Below are 13,902 nucleotides of genomic sequence, written 5' to 3'. Positions count from 1 at the left end.
GGGAGGAGGATACATTATGAGAAAATATAAAGCTATGATTATAAGTGCCTTAGTTACTTTAGGTATAAGTAGTTATCCTATTTCTGCACATGCTATTGATACATTTGAAAATAAGCTTGTAGGGAGTGAAAACTCATATTTAAGAAGGGATGTATGGGGAAGTTCATATTGGGGGTCTTCTAATATTAGAGAATGGTTAAATAGTACAGAGAGTGTAGTGAAATATACCAATCTACCTCCAAGTTCTCAAAAATTAGGTAATACTGCATACGATATGGAACCAGGCTTTTTAACTACATTTACAAAGAGTGAACAAGAAGGTATAGCTGTTACGAATCACAGGGTCCATGTGAACTTCCATGATGCGAATACTGGTGGGAAACATGGTGGTGGATTACAAAGACCTCCTGCACATGTTGATAACCAATCCCTATTGTTTCAACTTCCAAATATAGAGAGAGAAAAGATGGATTATTTTTATCGGAACGAAAAAGATAAAGTGTTTTTATTAAACATATGGGAAGTGTATGACTATATCCAAAAAAGAGGACTCCCCTTAACGAAATCTATTAGTAAATCTGCAAAAAATAAAAATAGTTACTTTAACGATACAATTCCTTGGCTTACATCGACTGGTTATGCTGAACAAGCTTCAGATAATGTTTCAACAGTAGGATGGGAAGATTCAGCTACAAGAATCTCCCGTGCTCAAGAAGCAAAAGGTGTAGTCCCTGCCATTCATTTAAAACCTGAATATAGATTGTCCAATAACATGTTGGCAAAAGACATGAAAATTGGGGACGAAGTTAAATTCGGGACATATTTAGGAGAAGAATTAGTATGGATGGTTGTCAATAAGTCCGAGGATAATTATCCATTATTAATCACTAAAGAAGTCATTGATATAAAGCCTTATGATACACCAGGGGATGATTCTTATTTATACTCTAATTATGTAAGGTTTGAAAAGGGAGACGTCGATATTACAAATGAACCGTTTCAAATGAGAGAGGAAGAATCCGATATAACACCACCTGTTTTTGAAGTGTTAAATAGAGAGGAATTAAATAAAAGACAAAACAAACAATTTGTTTTAAAGGTAAAGGTACAAGATAGTGAAAGTGGTTTAGATTATGTGCAATTACCTAATGGAAACAGAATTAAAACAGGGGAATTTGAATACACTTTTGCAGAGAATAAAGAATACAACTTTGTGTCGAAGGATAAGGCAGGTAATTACAGATACTCAGTTGTTCCAATTGGGAATGTTAACATTCCTTCAAAAGTGGAGATAAAAGCATCTACGGAAGGTTGGACGAATAAAGATGTATCTGTAGACATTTCTTCTACGAATGACGTGGGATATGAAGGGACATATAAGCAAGATACCAGAGATTCTTGGCTTCCTATGTGGCAAAACTTCACAACCTATAAAGATAAGAGGGTGAAAATTACTGGAAATGTGGAGTTTATAAATGCAAAAAGAGAACCTGTGAATGAAACTATAGGTGTAGGGTTTTCTTATATTCACATGGGTAATGTTGGAAGTGAATACACATTAAGAAGAACATGGACAAGAGCAAATAATTTTAAGTTGATTGACTTGAAAGGAAAAGGGAAGGTTCATTTTGAAGAAATATTCACAATTCCTGATAATTATTATAAAGACTTACAACCATGGACACAAATTGATGTTCCTCACATTGACCATGATTTCACAGTGGAATATAGTGACTTAAAATACGAATTATTAGATAATGATGATTTTCAAGTAGATAAAATTACGCTACCAAATGGTCGTGAAGTGCACCAGAACGCCTATAGGGACACGTTAAGTGAAGAGGGCACTTATGTCTATAAAGTATTAGATAATCGTGGAAAAGAGACAGAGAAGACCGTAAAAGTGTTAATAGATAAGGATAATCCTGTATTAAATATTGAAGGAATACCTAACACTTTCACAAATAAGGAAATAGAATTAAAATTAAAAGCCAGTGATAGTAAAAGTGGTGTTTCCCGAATTGAATTGCCGAATAGCAGTCAAACAAATCAAGAAGAGATTTCGTACAAAATAAAAGCGAATGGAAGCTATACATTCAAAGTGTATGATAAAGCAGGGAATGTTACGGTCAAAACCATACAGATAAATCAAATAGATATAACTCCTCCAGAGGTTTCGACAAACGTTTCTATTTCTCAGAATAAAAAAGAAGGATTTATTGATGTGAAGGCTACGGATAGTCAGAGTGGTGTAAGCGAAATAGTATTACCTAATGGGACAAAGCAGAGAGAATCATCAGTTCAATTTAAAGTAGACCAAAATGGTGTATATCCGTTTGTCGTATTCGACAATGCAGGAAATAGAAAAGAAGTAAATGTAAAGGTGAATGGATTAGAAATTCCTGTTTCTTCAGGTATTCAAAAGGTTGAATATACATTGGAGGGAGCGATTAATCAAGGATGGACTCTTTATAAAGAACCATTTATGCTTATGAATGAAGGAATTACGACTGTTAAATCAAGAGTATATGATAAGGCAGGAAACATTTCGGAAACAAAGACGAGAGTTGTTAAGATTGATAAAACAAAACCGAATCAGAATCAAATAAAAATAGAGTTGACTGAATAGAGGGTCAGCTCTTTTTGTTTAGTTTTTTCATTGAATATAGTCTATATAAAATATATAATATAGGAATAAAATGGAGGTGCATATACATGATAAGTAAAAGGAAATTAGGCATAATGTTATTACTCTCTATCACTACAAGTGTATTTGTTGGCTGTTCTAATGAGAATACACTTATGAAAAAAGATACATGGACTGTCAAAGAGTTAAAAACACAAAAAGAGATAAAATATGAATTGTTAGATGAAAGTGTATTGAATGAAGGTGAAATGAAATCTTGGTATGAAAAAGCATCAAAAGAAAAAGGTGTTCATTCTAAAACGGGTAAAGAATACACTTATATTGTAATAGCAGACGGAAAGAAATTCACAACTGGATATGGTATTGAGTTGTTTGATGTAAGAAAGGTAAATAAGGAGATTGTCGTTGGCTATAACGTAGTGGAACCTGAAAAGAACACAAGTATAGAAGAAAAAGAAAGCTATCCTCATATGATTCTTCGTATAAAAGCTGAAGATGGAAAAATTGTAGGAAAGAAAATAAAAGAAAAATAAAAAAAGAGACAGATTCTGTCTCTTTACCTGTATATAAAGGAAGATTAAAAATTATAATCGTCCCATCTCTCTCAAGTATTGTTCTCTGTTCTTTTTAAGTTCAGGCATTTCTTGAACAGTTTCTACACCTGCAACAATAACTCGATATAGAGAGTACGCAACTAAAAATATTAAATAACCATCCAGTAATTCTTGTAACATACTATCATCTCCTTTTTTTTGTAGAGTTATCACAAACCCTTCCTGATTTCTATATTTACTTATCTTTAATTATATTATAATTTATTAACATTAATTCGTCAATTATTTTTTCCTAAATAGTTATAAAAGCTACACTACGTGCATAGAGTGTAGCTTTTTTGTTATCTAATCTCATTGAACTTGATTCTGTCTTTAATGAAGCCATCAACAATACCAATGTGTGCTTTTCCGTTTTTATCAGGGAAACTATCTTCTAATACAACCTCTCCTTTGTCAGTTTGTAACGTTGCTTTTAAATGAGAAGATACATACACTTTTGCGTTCCTTGGTGCATTTTCTGGAATTAATGTATTCAGGCTAAATCCTTTTTCAGGACGAGGTAGCTCATTCACATATTGATTAGAAGATGTGTAATGGTAACCATTATCCCCAACAATATCAATCGTATATTTACCCTCAATACGTGATGATTTGATTCTTTCATCTCGATATAAATCATAGTAAATTGCAAATTCAATATTGCCTCCTGCCATCATTTTCTGTGGTTCAAAAGCCCATTTAACTGGTTTAAATGTAGTTTGTGAAGGATTTACAACGTTCAACAATTCGAATTCAGTAATATTTAAAGTTGCTAACATAACTTGATTACTTTCGATTCTTGCCACATTTCCTGCATTATCTACTAATACTAATGTAACTTGGCTATTAGATTTTCCACTTAGTTCCCAAGGAATAGTAATCTTGTCTTTTGGAACAGTAGGTAGTACATATTCTTTATCTCCATCTATAATTTTCACCTTATTTATTCCAGATAATTTATCCCCTAATGTAATTGATAAATCTACCTTTTTAGAAGGAACAATTTGAGCACCATTATTGATAGCAATAGAGCCATAAGGAACTGTTTTATCTAAAACAATCGTTTGTTTGACCACTTTACTGACATTTCCAAGTGCATCTGCTACTTTCACATATACATCTTTTTTACCATCGCCTAAAGGTAAGGTGAATGGCAGTTTTTCACTAAATGGTTTTTCAATCCAATTGGTACCATCTACACTAATATACATCTTAGAAGGATAAGAATAGTTATCCTTTGCTGTAATAGAGAGCGTCACATTCTCCGTGTTTGTATAAGTGCTTCCATTATTAATTTGAAAGGAAGTCTCTGGTCCAGACTTGTCTAAAAAGATTCTATCAAAAACATCATCTGAAATGTTTCCTGCTAAATCTTTGTATTGTACAGAAACAGTTCGTATCCCTTCCTCATCTAATAGATTCCAATCTTTATCTTGTTTAAAAGGCTCAAACACAGACCAATTTCCATTGTCATTTTTAAAACGCATTTCATGATTTCCAGAAAGTAAATCCTGTGTTTTTAACTTCAATTTTACTTGTGTTTTATTTGTAACTAATAGTTCTTTTCTTAAATCTGCTATGTTTACGCTGTTTTCCATTTTCTCTGGACTTTTAGCCACGTCAGAGAATCCATAATTCCCATTTCGAGAGGTAATGTAATCTATCTTTTGTTGGTGAATAATGTTTCCATCTGGAAGACGAATTGCATTTAATCCTGTTGTGTTTACCTGAATGAGAGCATGTTCTTCATTTTGTTTCATGTATTGCACATCTAATTCCGACTTTGGTGTGTCTTCTGCATGTACTGGCATACAAAAAAGAAAGGGAATTAGCAAGCTAAGTGAGGCAGTTAGTGAATATTTTGTTTTCTTCATGGATATCAACTCCTTTCGAATTATAAGATAAATCAAAATTGAATAAAGTAAAAGATGAAAAATATCTTATTTCGTTTTATCCTCGTTATTCATTTTATGTGATAACTATAGTCAATATAATAATGACGAAGGTCGAACAGCATAGAGCCGAAATAGTGGTTACCTATGTTGATATTTAATATATGCTAAATGCAGAGAAAAAACATAGGAGGTGTGGCAGATTGGATAGTCAAAAAAACAAAAAAATGTTATATGCGGTAGGGGGTTTAACAACACTCGCTATTTTAATGTTTGGATATCAGAACTTCTATCTCGCAAATCAACAAGAAAAAGTTGGAACAACTATTTATGTCGCAAAAGAGGATATTCAAGCAAAAACAGAAGTAAATGAAAGTATGTTTACACCTGTTCATATTGCCAAGGGTGGTCTTTTAAAAGGCTATGTGACAGATATTAGTCAAATTAAAGGAGCTCAATTAAAGGGTGGTTTGTTAAAGGGTGAACCTATTGCAACACAACGTTTAGAATCGAAAAAAGAAAACACGGATGAAAAGTTGAAAATAAAAATTCAATCAGAATTTATGCCAGACATAAAGAATGCAGATAACGTAAAAGTCTTTGTGTTACTAACAAATAAGCATTCAGAGCAATCAGAAGTGCAGACATTATTTGCAAGTAAAAAAATTGAGGTTTCTGCACAAGCACCTGAAGCAACACAACCATCTAAACAAGAATATTATCTTCAATTAACGGAAGATGAAGTGAAACAATATTACGATGCTCAATCAAAGGGGAAAATTATTATCTCAAAAATGATGAGCTTAGACACGTCAGAGATTAGTTCTGAAGGGGGATATAACCCAAACAGTGAGGTAGCAAAAGGAGCTTCAAATGAAGAAAAGAAAAACAATATGTCTGTAATTAGTTATGAAGTACAAGAAGGTGACACATTAGATGGTTTAGCAATTAAGTTCAAAACGGACAAAGAAACAATCAGTAAATTAAATGGTAACAAAGAAACATTCAAGTCAGGAGAAAATATCACTGTTCCTGCAAAATAAGAGGGGAGTTGGAGAAAAGTGAACAAAGAGAATACAAGCAAAATGATAGTATGTTACCCAATTTTATATGGAAATGGAATGAAATATACAGCTACAAGCATTGCTCATTATTATAAACAAAAACACCCTGATAAAAAAGTAGCATTAGTGGATTTTGATGTAAAGGTTCCTTACTTATGTGCTAATTTTTCGATGGAAGATAAGATTCATGGAATTGATAATTTAATTGAAAAAATTGATGGGGATTTCTTAAATGAAGAGCTGTTTAAAGAGAATATGATTTCCTTGAAAAATAAAGTGGATTTATTAAAAGGTACGAAATTACTGAAGAATTACAATTTAATTGAGAAAAAGCATGTTGAAAAAATGATTGATTTGTTACGTGCTATGTATGACTTTATCGTTGTAACAGTTTCACCAGACATTGATAATGCAGGAACAATCAACGCTTTATTTCATGGAGATGAAATTCTATTAATTGGAAGAAATAATTTTAATAATTTAGAAGCTCTTCCATCTGCTGTTCGAACAGTTACGCATTTTAAACAGAATCATGTATCTGTAAAGTTACTATTTAACATGTTTAATGAACATTCAAATATTGATTTTAGTAGATGTGTAGGAGAGAACAATTTAAGTGTGATTGGCACTATCTTCTATAACGAATCACATATTGATAATCAAAACCTATTTAAATTTGGAGCGACAAGCAAACTGTTTTCGAATAAAAAACAGCATGAATATACCGAAATTATTGAAGCGATAGAGTAAAAGAGGTGAATGTACATGAATAACGTAAAAATACCAATGGTAATTCGTGATAATGAAGAAGCATTTAAGATTATCGAATTAAAACATAGTGTAGGGAAAACATTTCGATTTTTAGAAGTACAAGATATGTGTAATGCTCTGATTGTACGATTTGATGTGTATGAAACAGGTTTATTATCACTGGATAGACGATACGGGAACGTAAAATTTATCTATAAGGATGAAACGAATGAGTTTACGGATGAAGAAATTGTAGATTTATATGTATCTGATATACAAGATGAAACCCTTCCAGAAGAAGAGGTCATATATCGAAGATTAAAAAATGAAATTCAACTTGAAATGGAGAGCCCAGGGGGTACAACGAAAGAAATAGAAAAACACACAGAACTATTAAAGAAATCAACGATTGATGAAAATGCAAGAAAATACATCATGAGTAAGATTCGAAAAACATTAATTACCTCCGATGAAGTGGATAAGTCAGATGTAGAAAAAATTTCGTATCGACTGTTCGCTGATTTGTATGGAATGGGTGTTCTACAAGAATTAGATGATGACCCTGATATGGGTGAGATTATGGTGAATGCTTGTACGTTTCCACATTTTAAATCTCGTATTTACTACATTAAAAAAGGAGTCAAATACGAATATGATAGAGAGTTTGAAACGTTAAATGAATTGATAAATGTGTTTAATAGGGTAATTGAATTCAATAAAAAGGAATTAAATGCTGTTGAAAATGCGATTGTCGAAGCAACCAGACCAAATCAAGACAGGGTAAACATCATTATTCCTGATGCCTGTCAAAACTATATCTTAAACATCCGTAAATTTACGAACTTTGTTCCTAACTTGAATATGATGAAGAAAAGTGGAACAGTTGATGATTTTATAGATAGATTAATGGATGTTTTAGTTCGTGGGAAAGCAAATATCGGGATTGGTGGACCAATGGGAACAGGTAAAACAACATTTATCAACTATGCATTAACGTACACTGAAAAAATCGAGAGAAAAGTTGTTATTGCTTCTGTAGCAGAAACTGATGTAGAACGTGTTTTGAAAGGTCACGATGTTGTTATTTTTAACGTAGATGAAGAAAAAGATTTTACATTTGATAAGCTTCTACGCACATCATTACGTACTACAGCAGACAGAGTAATCATCCCTGAAAGTCGTGGTGGAGAGTTTAAGCAATTATATGAAGCCAACTTGAAGACCAGAGGGAATATGTTTACAGCCCATGCATTAGATGATTATTCATTTTTAGATATGTGTGTGGATATGTATATGTCCTCTCCTGATGTAGGAAACGAAAGTACCGTTCAAATTCGAAATAAATTATGTAAAGCGATAGATATTATTATTATGATGAGAAAAGTTGGTCGTGATATTCGTATTAAATCTATTTCAGAAATCGTAACAAACGATAAAAATGAATTTACGAAAATGAACTGTCTGTATGAATGGGACTTTGACCCAGAAGACCCATTAGTAGGGAAGTACAAAAGAACAGAAAATCGTATGTCAGATGCTTTGAAAAGCAGATTAAACGAATGGGGCATTCCAATGTCAGAAATGAAAGACTTGTAATCCGTTTTTTACGGCTTGCAATATTTAGAAGGGAGGTATTTCACTTGTTCCAATTACCAGATTTTAATATGAGTGGTTTAAAAAATCAATTATCTAATATCTTTACAATGGATAAAGTCTTACCAGTTATTATAAATGGGATTTTGATTATATCCGTTGTCATCTGTGCGATGGTTATTTTAAATTTAATCAATGAAAAACGCATGAGAGATAAATTACATGGAAAAACAACAAAGAAAAAAGCTGAAGATGTCTTTTTAAATCGAGTTAGTTTATTTAAGCGATTTTATCAAAACTTAGAATTCTTCTTAATAGAAAAAGGAAAAGAAGGGTTATTAGATATCTATTATTATGGATTTTTAGGTGTGAATGCTTGTATTCTGATTGGATTTATTGTTGTGAAGCAGTATTTCCTTGCTATTGTGATTCCTTTATTTCTACTTTATATAGCAAACAAAATCATAAAAATGTTAGCGGTAGATTTAATGGAGCAAATTGAAGAACAATTACCATCTGCAATTGACCATATTATTCGAGTTTCTTCAAAATATGGAGATATGAAAAGTATCATCTATGAAACAGCTCGTTCATGTGATAATCCTTTACGAGAAATATTAGAAAACATCTCTCGTAAAATGATTTCGGGAGATGCAGAAACGGTACTTTTACAATTTGGTGAAGAGTACGACAACGTATGGATTAATAGCTTGGTCTTTACGCTTATCAGCTATATGGAAGATGCGAGTAAGACTACAACGATTGAAAATCTTCGTCATTTAAGAAATATCTTAGAAAAAGAGAATAGATTGAAAAAATCTCGTGTAACAGATGCGAAATATTCTGTGGCAATTAACTATTTTATTGCTGTATTAGCTTCAGGAGCGGGACTACTAAATATTGTTTTAAACCCAAAAGGAAGAGAATTCTTCTTTAGTTCTTTCTTAGGTCTAATTTGTTTCTTATTAGGCTATGGAGCTGTATTGGGAACGATTATGTTAAATATTAAAATGACAAGAGTGAAAAAAAGTAAATAATGAGTAAAAGGAATACACTGTATATCTTTTTACTCATTTGAAAGGAGTTGTTGGTTTCATGCATAATCTTTATATTCTTCCGTTACTGATTGCATTTGCTTTGATTGGACTACATTTTCTAACATCTCAAAAGAGGGTAATGGAAAAGCCGTTTATGAATGACTGGTCCAACACATTGCATATTTTATCATTTGCAGTACCTTTTAAATGGTTTATCCAAACAGATACAAACGATAAAAAAGTAAAAGATATTAACCGTTTAATTATGGAAGCGAATGTCTCAAAGAAAATGAACTATCGAGTGTTCACAACGCTACAAATAGCTATTTTAATGATGTCTTTAGTAGTATTTTTCATTTTAGTTATGCTCATGGATAATATCACTTTTTTAGTAAGTCTTTTATTCAACATTGATTTAACAGAAACGATGAAAAGTCCTGATGGTGTAATTAAGTTTAAATTCATTGTGGGAGCAATCTTACTGCTATTATGTTTAGTTCCTAAGTTTTGGTTAAAGCGAAAAGCAAAAAAGAATAAATTTTCGTTTTTAAAAGACTTACCAATTCTGCAATTATTTATTATCTTAATGCTTCGCTCAAAAAGACCCATTAATGAGGTGCTATATTCATTAGCAAAAACAAAAACGAGATATAAGAGTATTTTTGAGGTAGGATATCGCATTTATGTTCGTGATAAAAAAGAAGGATTTAGATATTTAGAAGAATCGTTCGCAGGAACGAAATTCATGGATACAATGCGTATTTTATCTGAGTTCAATGAGTATTCACGAGAAGATGGGATTCAATCATTGGAGAATAACATGCAAGAGATTATCGAACACACGAATAATTTGAAGAGAAGCAAAGATTTATCCAATCTTGTGTACTCTCAAGCTTCTTTATTTATTCCGTTCTTGGCTGTTATTCTATTAGGACTGATTCCAATTGCAATGTACGGAAGTTCCTTACTGGATTCTCCTGCGGGACCTTAACGAAAAGGAATATATTAAACCTGAAAGATGAGATATCTCATCTTTTTTATTCGCTATCAATCTTTAAAAACTTAATATTATACTGTTGTGATTAGATGAAAGGAGGTATTGATTTTATGAATAAATGTGTTTTAGGAACGTTTGCAATAAGTTTTTCACTGTATAGTGTAGGCTTTATAATTGGATATATTCTCAGTAATGGAATGCCGATAGGGGAAACGGAGTGGATTTTATTAGGGCAAAGAACTTTATTGTTCTCAGGTGTTCTAACATTATGCCTATATATCGAATATATTTTAGGAAGAAAAGGGATAATAAAGGACTGATGTGAAGATACGCAGAGCATTGGACATAATTAGAGATGAGTTACATTATGTAACTTGTCTTTTTTGCATAGAATGATGGAGTGAAAGAAAAGGAGGGTGCTTATGGAATTCAAAAAAGTAATAGATTATGTAGAAAAGCATAAAGTATCTCACTTTAGAGATATTCTTAAAAAGAATATCGAAATAACTAATAAAAAGGGGAATGAAAACGAGGGGGGATTATATGGGGATAACAAGAATCAAAGACATAATGAAGCGTGATGGAGAAGAATACTACAAGAATATTTGTAAAGAAAAAATGATTTATAAGATATTAAATGATTACGAGATTAGAAGGTATAAGCCAAGAGGTAAAAACGCCTGTTTAATTCGTGTTTTAGAGCCAGAATATAAAAAATACGGAATTCCTTATAACGTAAACCATTTAGCTGAATTCCATTCTGTCATGGAATTGTATTTTCATGATATTAGAGAATGTTTGCCAAGCCAAGAACGATTTATCTTATTTAATAAAGATATGGCCATAAGCGTTATAGATTTAATAAATCAAAATCAATTTGACGAAATTATTGTTCATTGCAATGCAGGTCAAAGTAGGAGTGTAGGAATAATGATAGGAATATCTATGCTTCTGAATGATAGTAGATTGAGAGAGTTTATTGAATTAGATAAGTTTTACATGCCAAATCCAATTGTTGTGGATGTTTTTAAACAAGTATTGAACCATTGATATAACATTACAACTGAATATTAAGTTGCGTAAAAGCATATAAGATATTATGAATCAAAAAAACAATGATTCGTCAAGCTCAGACAGGTATTAAGTGGTTTGAGCGAATAACGCAGATGAATCAATATATAATAATAAAAAAATGTAATGGAGGGATGTTTAATGAAAAATGTAATGCGTAAAATTAAAAATTCTAAGGGGTATGTATCAATTGAAACAATTATCGTAGCGGGTCTGATTATTGGTTTAGGTGTAGCAACAGTAATCTTATTCCAAAATAAAGGAAATACAGTTACAGATAAAGCGATGACAAATATTGATACTGCAACAAATCAATATAAAGTAGTTGACCCAAGTGCGAAACAATAAGGTAAAAAACTACTTAAAAATTATCGTATAGAAGAAAGACTTTTCCGTAAGGTCGTCTTGTAATAGGGATAAAAGCTTATGCAAGATTAAAGGAGCTAAAAATAAACTTTAAAAGAAAATGGGGGAATGCGAAAATGAAAAATATGTTAAAGAAAATTAAAAACTCAAAAGGATATGTTTCGATTGAAACAATTATCGTAGCAGGTTTAATCATTGGTTTAGGTGTAGCGACAGTAATCTTATTCCAAAACAAAGGAAATACAGTTACAGATAAAGCGATGACGAATATTGACACTGCAACAAGCCAATACAAAGTAGTTGACCCAAATAAAGGGGCTAACTAATTACCGTAGTCATTTAAATAGAGACGAAAGACCCTTCCGAAAGGTCGTCTGGTGATGAGGGTAATAGCTCGCACGGGATTAAAGGAATGAAAAACAAAAAAAAAAACAAAAATAAAAACCAAAATGGGGGAATGTAAAAATGAAAAATATGTTAAAAAAAGTTAAAAACTCAAAAGGATATGTATCAATTGAAACAATTATTGTAGCAGGTTTAATTATCGGTTTAGGTGTAGCAACGGTAATTTTATTCCAAAACAAAGGGAATACAGTTACAGATAAAGCGATGACGAATATTGATACTGCAACAAATCAGTATAAAGTAGTAGACCCAAGCACGAAGTAATATAAACTACTAAATTGAATAGAATGATTAAAACTATAGATATTTTATGTCTATAGTTTTTTAATTTATCAACAACATATAGTAAAGATTAGTAGTGTATCAATATAAAATAAAATAATACAAAAAAATATATTATATAACATAAACTTTATAAAATATCGTGTTGGACAAGGGAGGTTAGTATATAATGAGTATTTTGAAACGAATAAAAGGATTTGTTTCTATAGAAGCTGTCGTGAGTATGTCTGCGATTTTAATCGTTGTATTTTTAGGGATAGGATTTATTAGTTATATGTATCCAAAACTAACATTGGAAAAAGAAGTACATCTTCTTGCACAGAAAGCAAAAGTGCAGGGGGGACTAACAAATCAGCAATCAGAACCGATTAATAGTGATTTAGAAATATTCTATAAGAAAATGCAAGAAAAGGGATATAAACGGGAGGATGTAAAGGTAATAGCTAAAACATATACAGGTGGATTAAATTGTATTGGTGTTACACCTATTAATGGAGAAGGCTTGAATTACATAAAAAAAGATAGCAAAGACCCTATTGAAATTACTGTTACATTACCTGCGAATAAACAAGGACTATTAGGAGCATTTGCATTCTTTAATTATAAAGATAAATCAAGTAATGTTTACATTTTTAAAGAAACTGTAATGTCAGAGAGGTGGTAAAAATTGAAGAAAATATGTAATCTCATTAAGAATAAAAAGGGTGTGACTTCCGTATATGTCATCCTTATTATTTCCGTATTATTACCTTTAATTATGTTTCTATCTATAGATGTACCACACTACTTAGATTCAAGTAGAAAAATTAAAAATACTTTGGATAATGCAAGTTCATCTGCCATTACACTGTTAAATGACCAAAAAATATCAGAAGGTGTATTAGAAGTAGATAAGCAGGTTGCAGATGCTATGATAAAGAGAATTATAAAAAATGACTTATCTTTAGATGACAATTATATGCCTTTAAAAGGGAGCATTGTTTCTAAAAAACCAAATATAAAAACATATGTTGTTAATAACCCAAAGGGAATTGAAACAGTTCAAACACCTATTGATAACGTAAAAGTAAATAAAACAAGTGTAATTATTTATGCTGAAATACCTGTAAAAGGATTATTCTTCACATTTAATGAAGTGACAATGAGAAAGGTAGCAGTCAGTCAAGCTCAGTTCTAAGTTTTATTGACTATAGTTTTCATAAAAA

The 13,902-nt window shown here is 31.5% G+C and carries 17 protein-coding genes; 15 read left to right on the top strand and 2 right to left on the bottom strand.

Annotated elements, in window-relative coordinates; genetic code table 11:
• The first annotated feature begins 16 nt into the window (after positions 1-16).
• The gene (locus tag V7S50_RS11635; protein WP_336376354.1) at positions 17-2,629 is read left to right on the top strand and encodes an OmpL47-type beta-barrel domain-containing protein; all 2,613 of its coding nucleotides are present in this window, start codon (positions 17-19) and stop codon (positions 2,627-2,629) included.
• A gap of 86 nt (positions 2,630-2,715) precedes the next feature.
• Complete coding sequence (locus tag V7S50_RS11630; RefSeq protein ID WP_336376355.1) at positions 2,716-3,180, top strand: protease complex subunit PrcB family protein; 465 nt, start codon at positions 2,716-2,718, stop codon at positions 3,178-3,180.
• Positions 3,181-3,231: 51 nt separating this feature from the next.
• On the opposite strand, the gene V7S50_RS11625 is transcribed toward V7S50_RS11630, so the two are convergent.
• Both V7S50_RS11625 and V7S50_RS11620 read right to left on the bottom strand, forming a co-directional pair.
• On the bottom strand, positions 3,232-3,381 hold the full coding sequence (locus V7S50_RS11625) for a hypothetical protein (RefSeq protein WP_336376356.1): 150 nt from the start codon (positions 3,379-3,381) through the stop codon (positions 3,232-3,234).
• A gap of 161 nt (positions 3,382-3,542) precedes the next feature.
• Complete coding sequence (locus V7S50_RS11620; protein ID WP_336376357.1) at positions 3,543-5,114, bottom strand: hypothetical protein; 1,572 nt, start codon at positions 5,112-5,114, stop codon at positions 3,543-3,545.
• A gap of 221 nt (positions 5,115-5,335) precedes the next feature.
• On the opposite strand from V7S50_RS11620, the gene V7S50_RS11615 reads away from it, so the two are divergent.
• From V7S50_RS11615 to V7S50_RS11555, 13 genes are all read left to right on the top strand, one after another.
• Positions 5,336-6,175: a LysM peptidoglycan-binding domain-containing protein gene (locus tag V7S50_RS11615; RefSeq protein ID WP_000378198.1), complete on the top strand. Its 840-nt coding sequence runs from the start codon at positions 5,336-5,338 to the stop codon at positions 6,173-6,175.
• Between the two features lie 18 nt (positions 6,176-6,193).
• Entirely contained in the window at positions 6,194-6,946 is a 753-nt protein-coding gene (locus tag V7S50_RS11610; RefSeq protein ID WP_001031299.1) for an AAA family ATPase, read from the top strand.
• Positions 6,947-6,961: 15 nt separating this feature from the next.
• Positions 6,962-8,542 (top strand): ATPase, T2SS/T4P/T4SS family, encoded by a 1,581-nt coding sequence (locus V7S50_RS11605; RefSeq protein WP_001066995.1) that lies wholly within the window; start codon positions 6,962-6,964, stop codon positions 8,540-8,542.
• 44 nt (positions 8,543-8,586) lie between these two features.
• Positions 8,587-9,576, top strand: coding sequence for a type II secretion system F family protein (locus V7S50_RS11600; RefSeq protein WP_240522565.1), 990 nt, complete (start codon positions 8,587-8,589; stop codon positions 9,574-9,576).
• A 58-nt stretch (positions 9,577-9,634) separates the two neighbouring features.
• Positions 9,635-10,567 carry a hypothetical protein gene (locus tag V7S50_RS11595; RefSeq protein ID WP_000551757.1) on the top strand — a complete coding sequence of 311 codons (933 nt, stop codon included), beginning with the start codon at positions 9,635-9,637 and terminating at the stop codon, positions 10,565-10,567.
• A gap of 116 nt (positions 10,568-10,683) precedes the next feature.
• Positions 10,684-10,893, top strand: a complete 210-nt coding sequence (locus V7S50_RS11590) for a hypothetical protein (protein ID WP_001030568.1) — start codon at positions 10,684-10,686, stop codon at positions 10,891-10,893.
• A 102-nt stretch (positions 10,894-10,995) separates the two neighbouring features.
• Positions 10,996-11,154 (top strand): hypothetical protein, encoded by a 159-nt coding sequence (locus V7S50_RS11585; RefSeq protein ID WP_170951657.1) that lies wholly within the window; start codon positions 10,996-10,998, stop codon positions 11,152-11,154.
• Positions 11,117-11,623 (top strand): hypothetical protein, encoded by a 507-nt coding sequence (locus V7S50_RS11580; protein WP_336376358.1) that lies wholly within the window; start codon positions 11,117-11,119, stop codon positions 11,621-11,623. The genes V7S50_RS11585 and V7S50_RS11580 overlap by 38 nt, the downstream gene beginning before the upstream one ends.
• Positions 11,624-11,785: 162 nt before the next feature.
• Positions 11,786-11,992 (top strand): hypothetical protein, encoded by a 207-nt coding sequence (locus V7S50_RS11575; RefSeq protein ID WP_000800239.1) that lies wholly within the window; start codon positions 11,786-11,788, stop codon positions 11,990-11,992.
• 134 nt (positions 11,993-12,126) lie between these two features.
• The gene (locus tag V7S50_RS11570; RefSeq protein ID WP_000794173.1) at positions 12,127-12,336 is read left to right on the top strand and encodes a hypothetical protein; all 210 of its coding nucleotides are present in this window, start codon (positions 12,127-12,129) and stop codon (positions 12,334-12,336) included.
• Positions 12,337-12,475: 139 nt separating this feature from the next.
• Positions 12,476-12,679 (top strand): hypothetical protein, encoded by a 204-nt coding sequence (locus tag V7S50_RS11565; protein WP_000794174.1) that lies wholly within the window; start codon positions 12,476-12,478, stop codon positions 12,677-12,679.
• Positions 12,680-12,866: 187 nt separating this feature from the next.
• Positions 12,867-13,361: a hypothetical protein gene (locus V7S50_RS11560; RefSeq protein ID WP_000025582.1), complete on the top strand. Its 495-nt coding sequence runs from the start codon at positions 12,867-12,869 to the stop codon at positions 13,359-13,361.
• A gap of 3 nt (positions 13,362-13,364) precedes the next feature.
• The gene (locus V7S50_RS11555; RefSeq protein ID WP_000717646.1) at positions 13,365-13,874 is read left to right on the top strand and encodes a hypothetical protein; all 510 of its coding nucleotides are present in this window, start codon (positions 13,365-13,367) and stop codon (positions 13,872-13,874) included.
• Positions 13,875-13,902 lie beyond the last annotated feature (28 nt).

Source organism: Bacillus sp. CCNWLW194 (genome assembly GCF_037120585.1).
GTDB classification, from domain to species: Bacteria; Bacillota; Bacilli; order Bacillales; family Bacillaceae_G; genus Bacillus_A; species Bacillus_A basilensis.
This window is presented reverse-complemented; position numbering and strand designations above follow the sequence as displayed.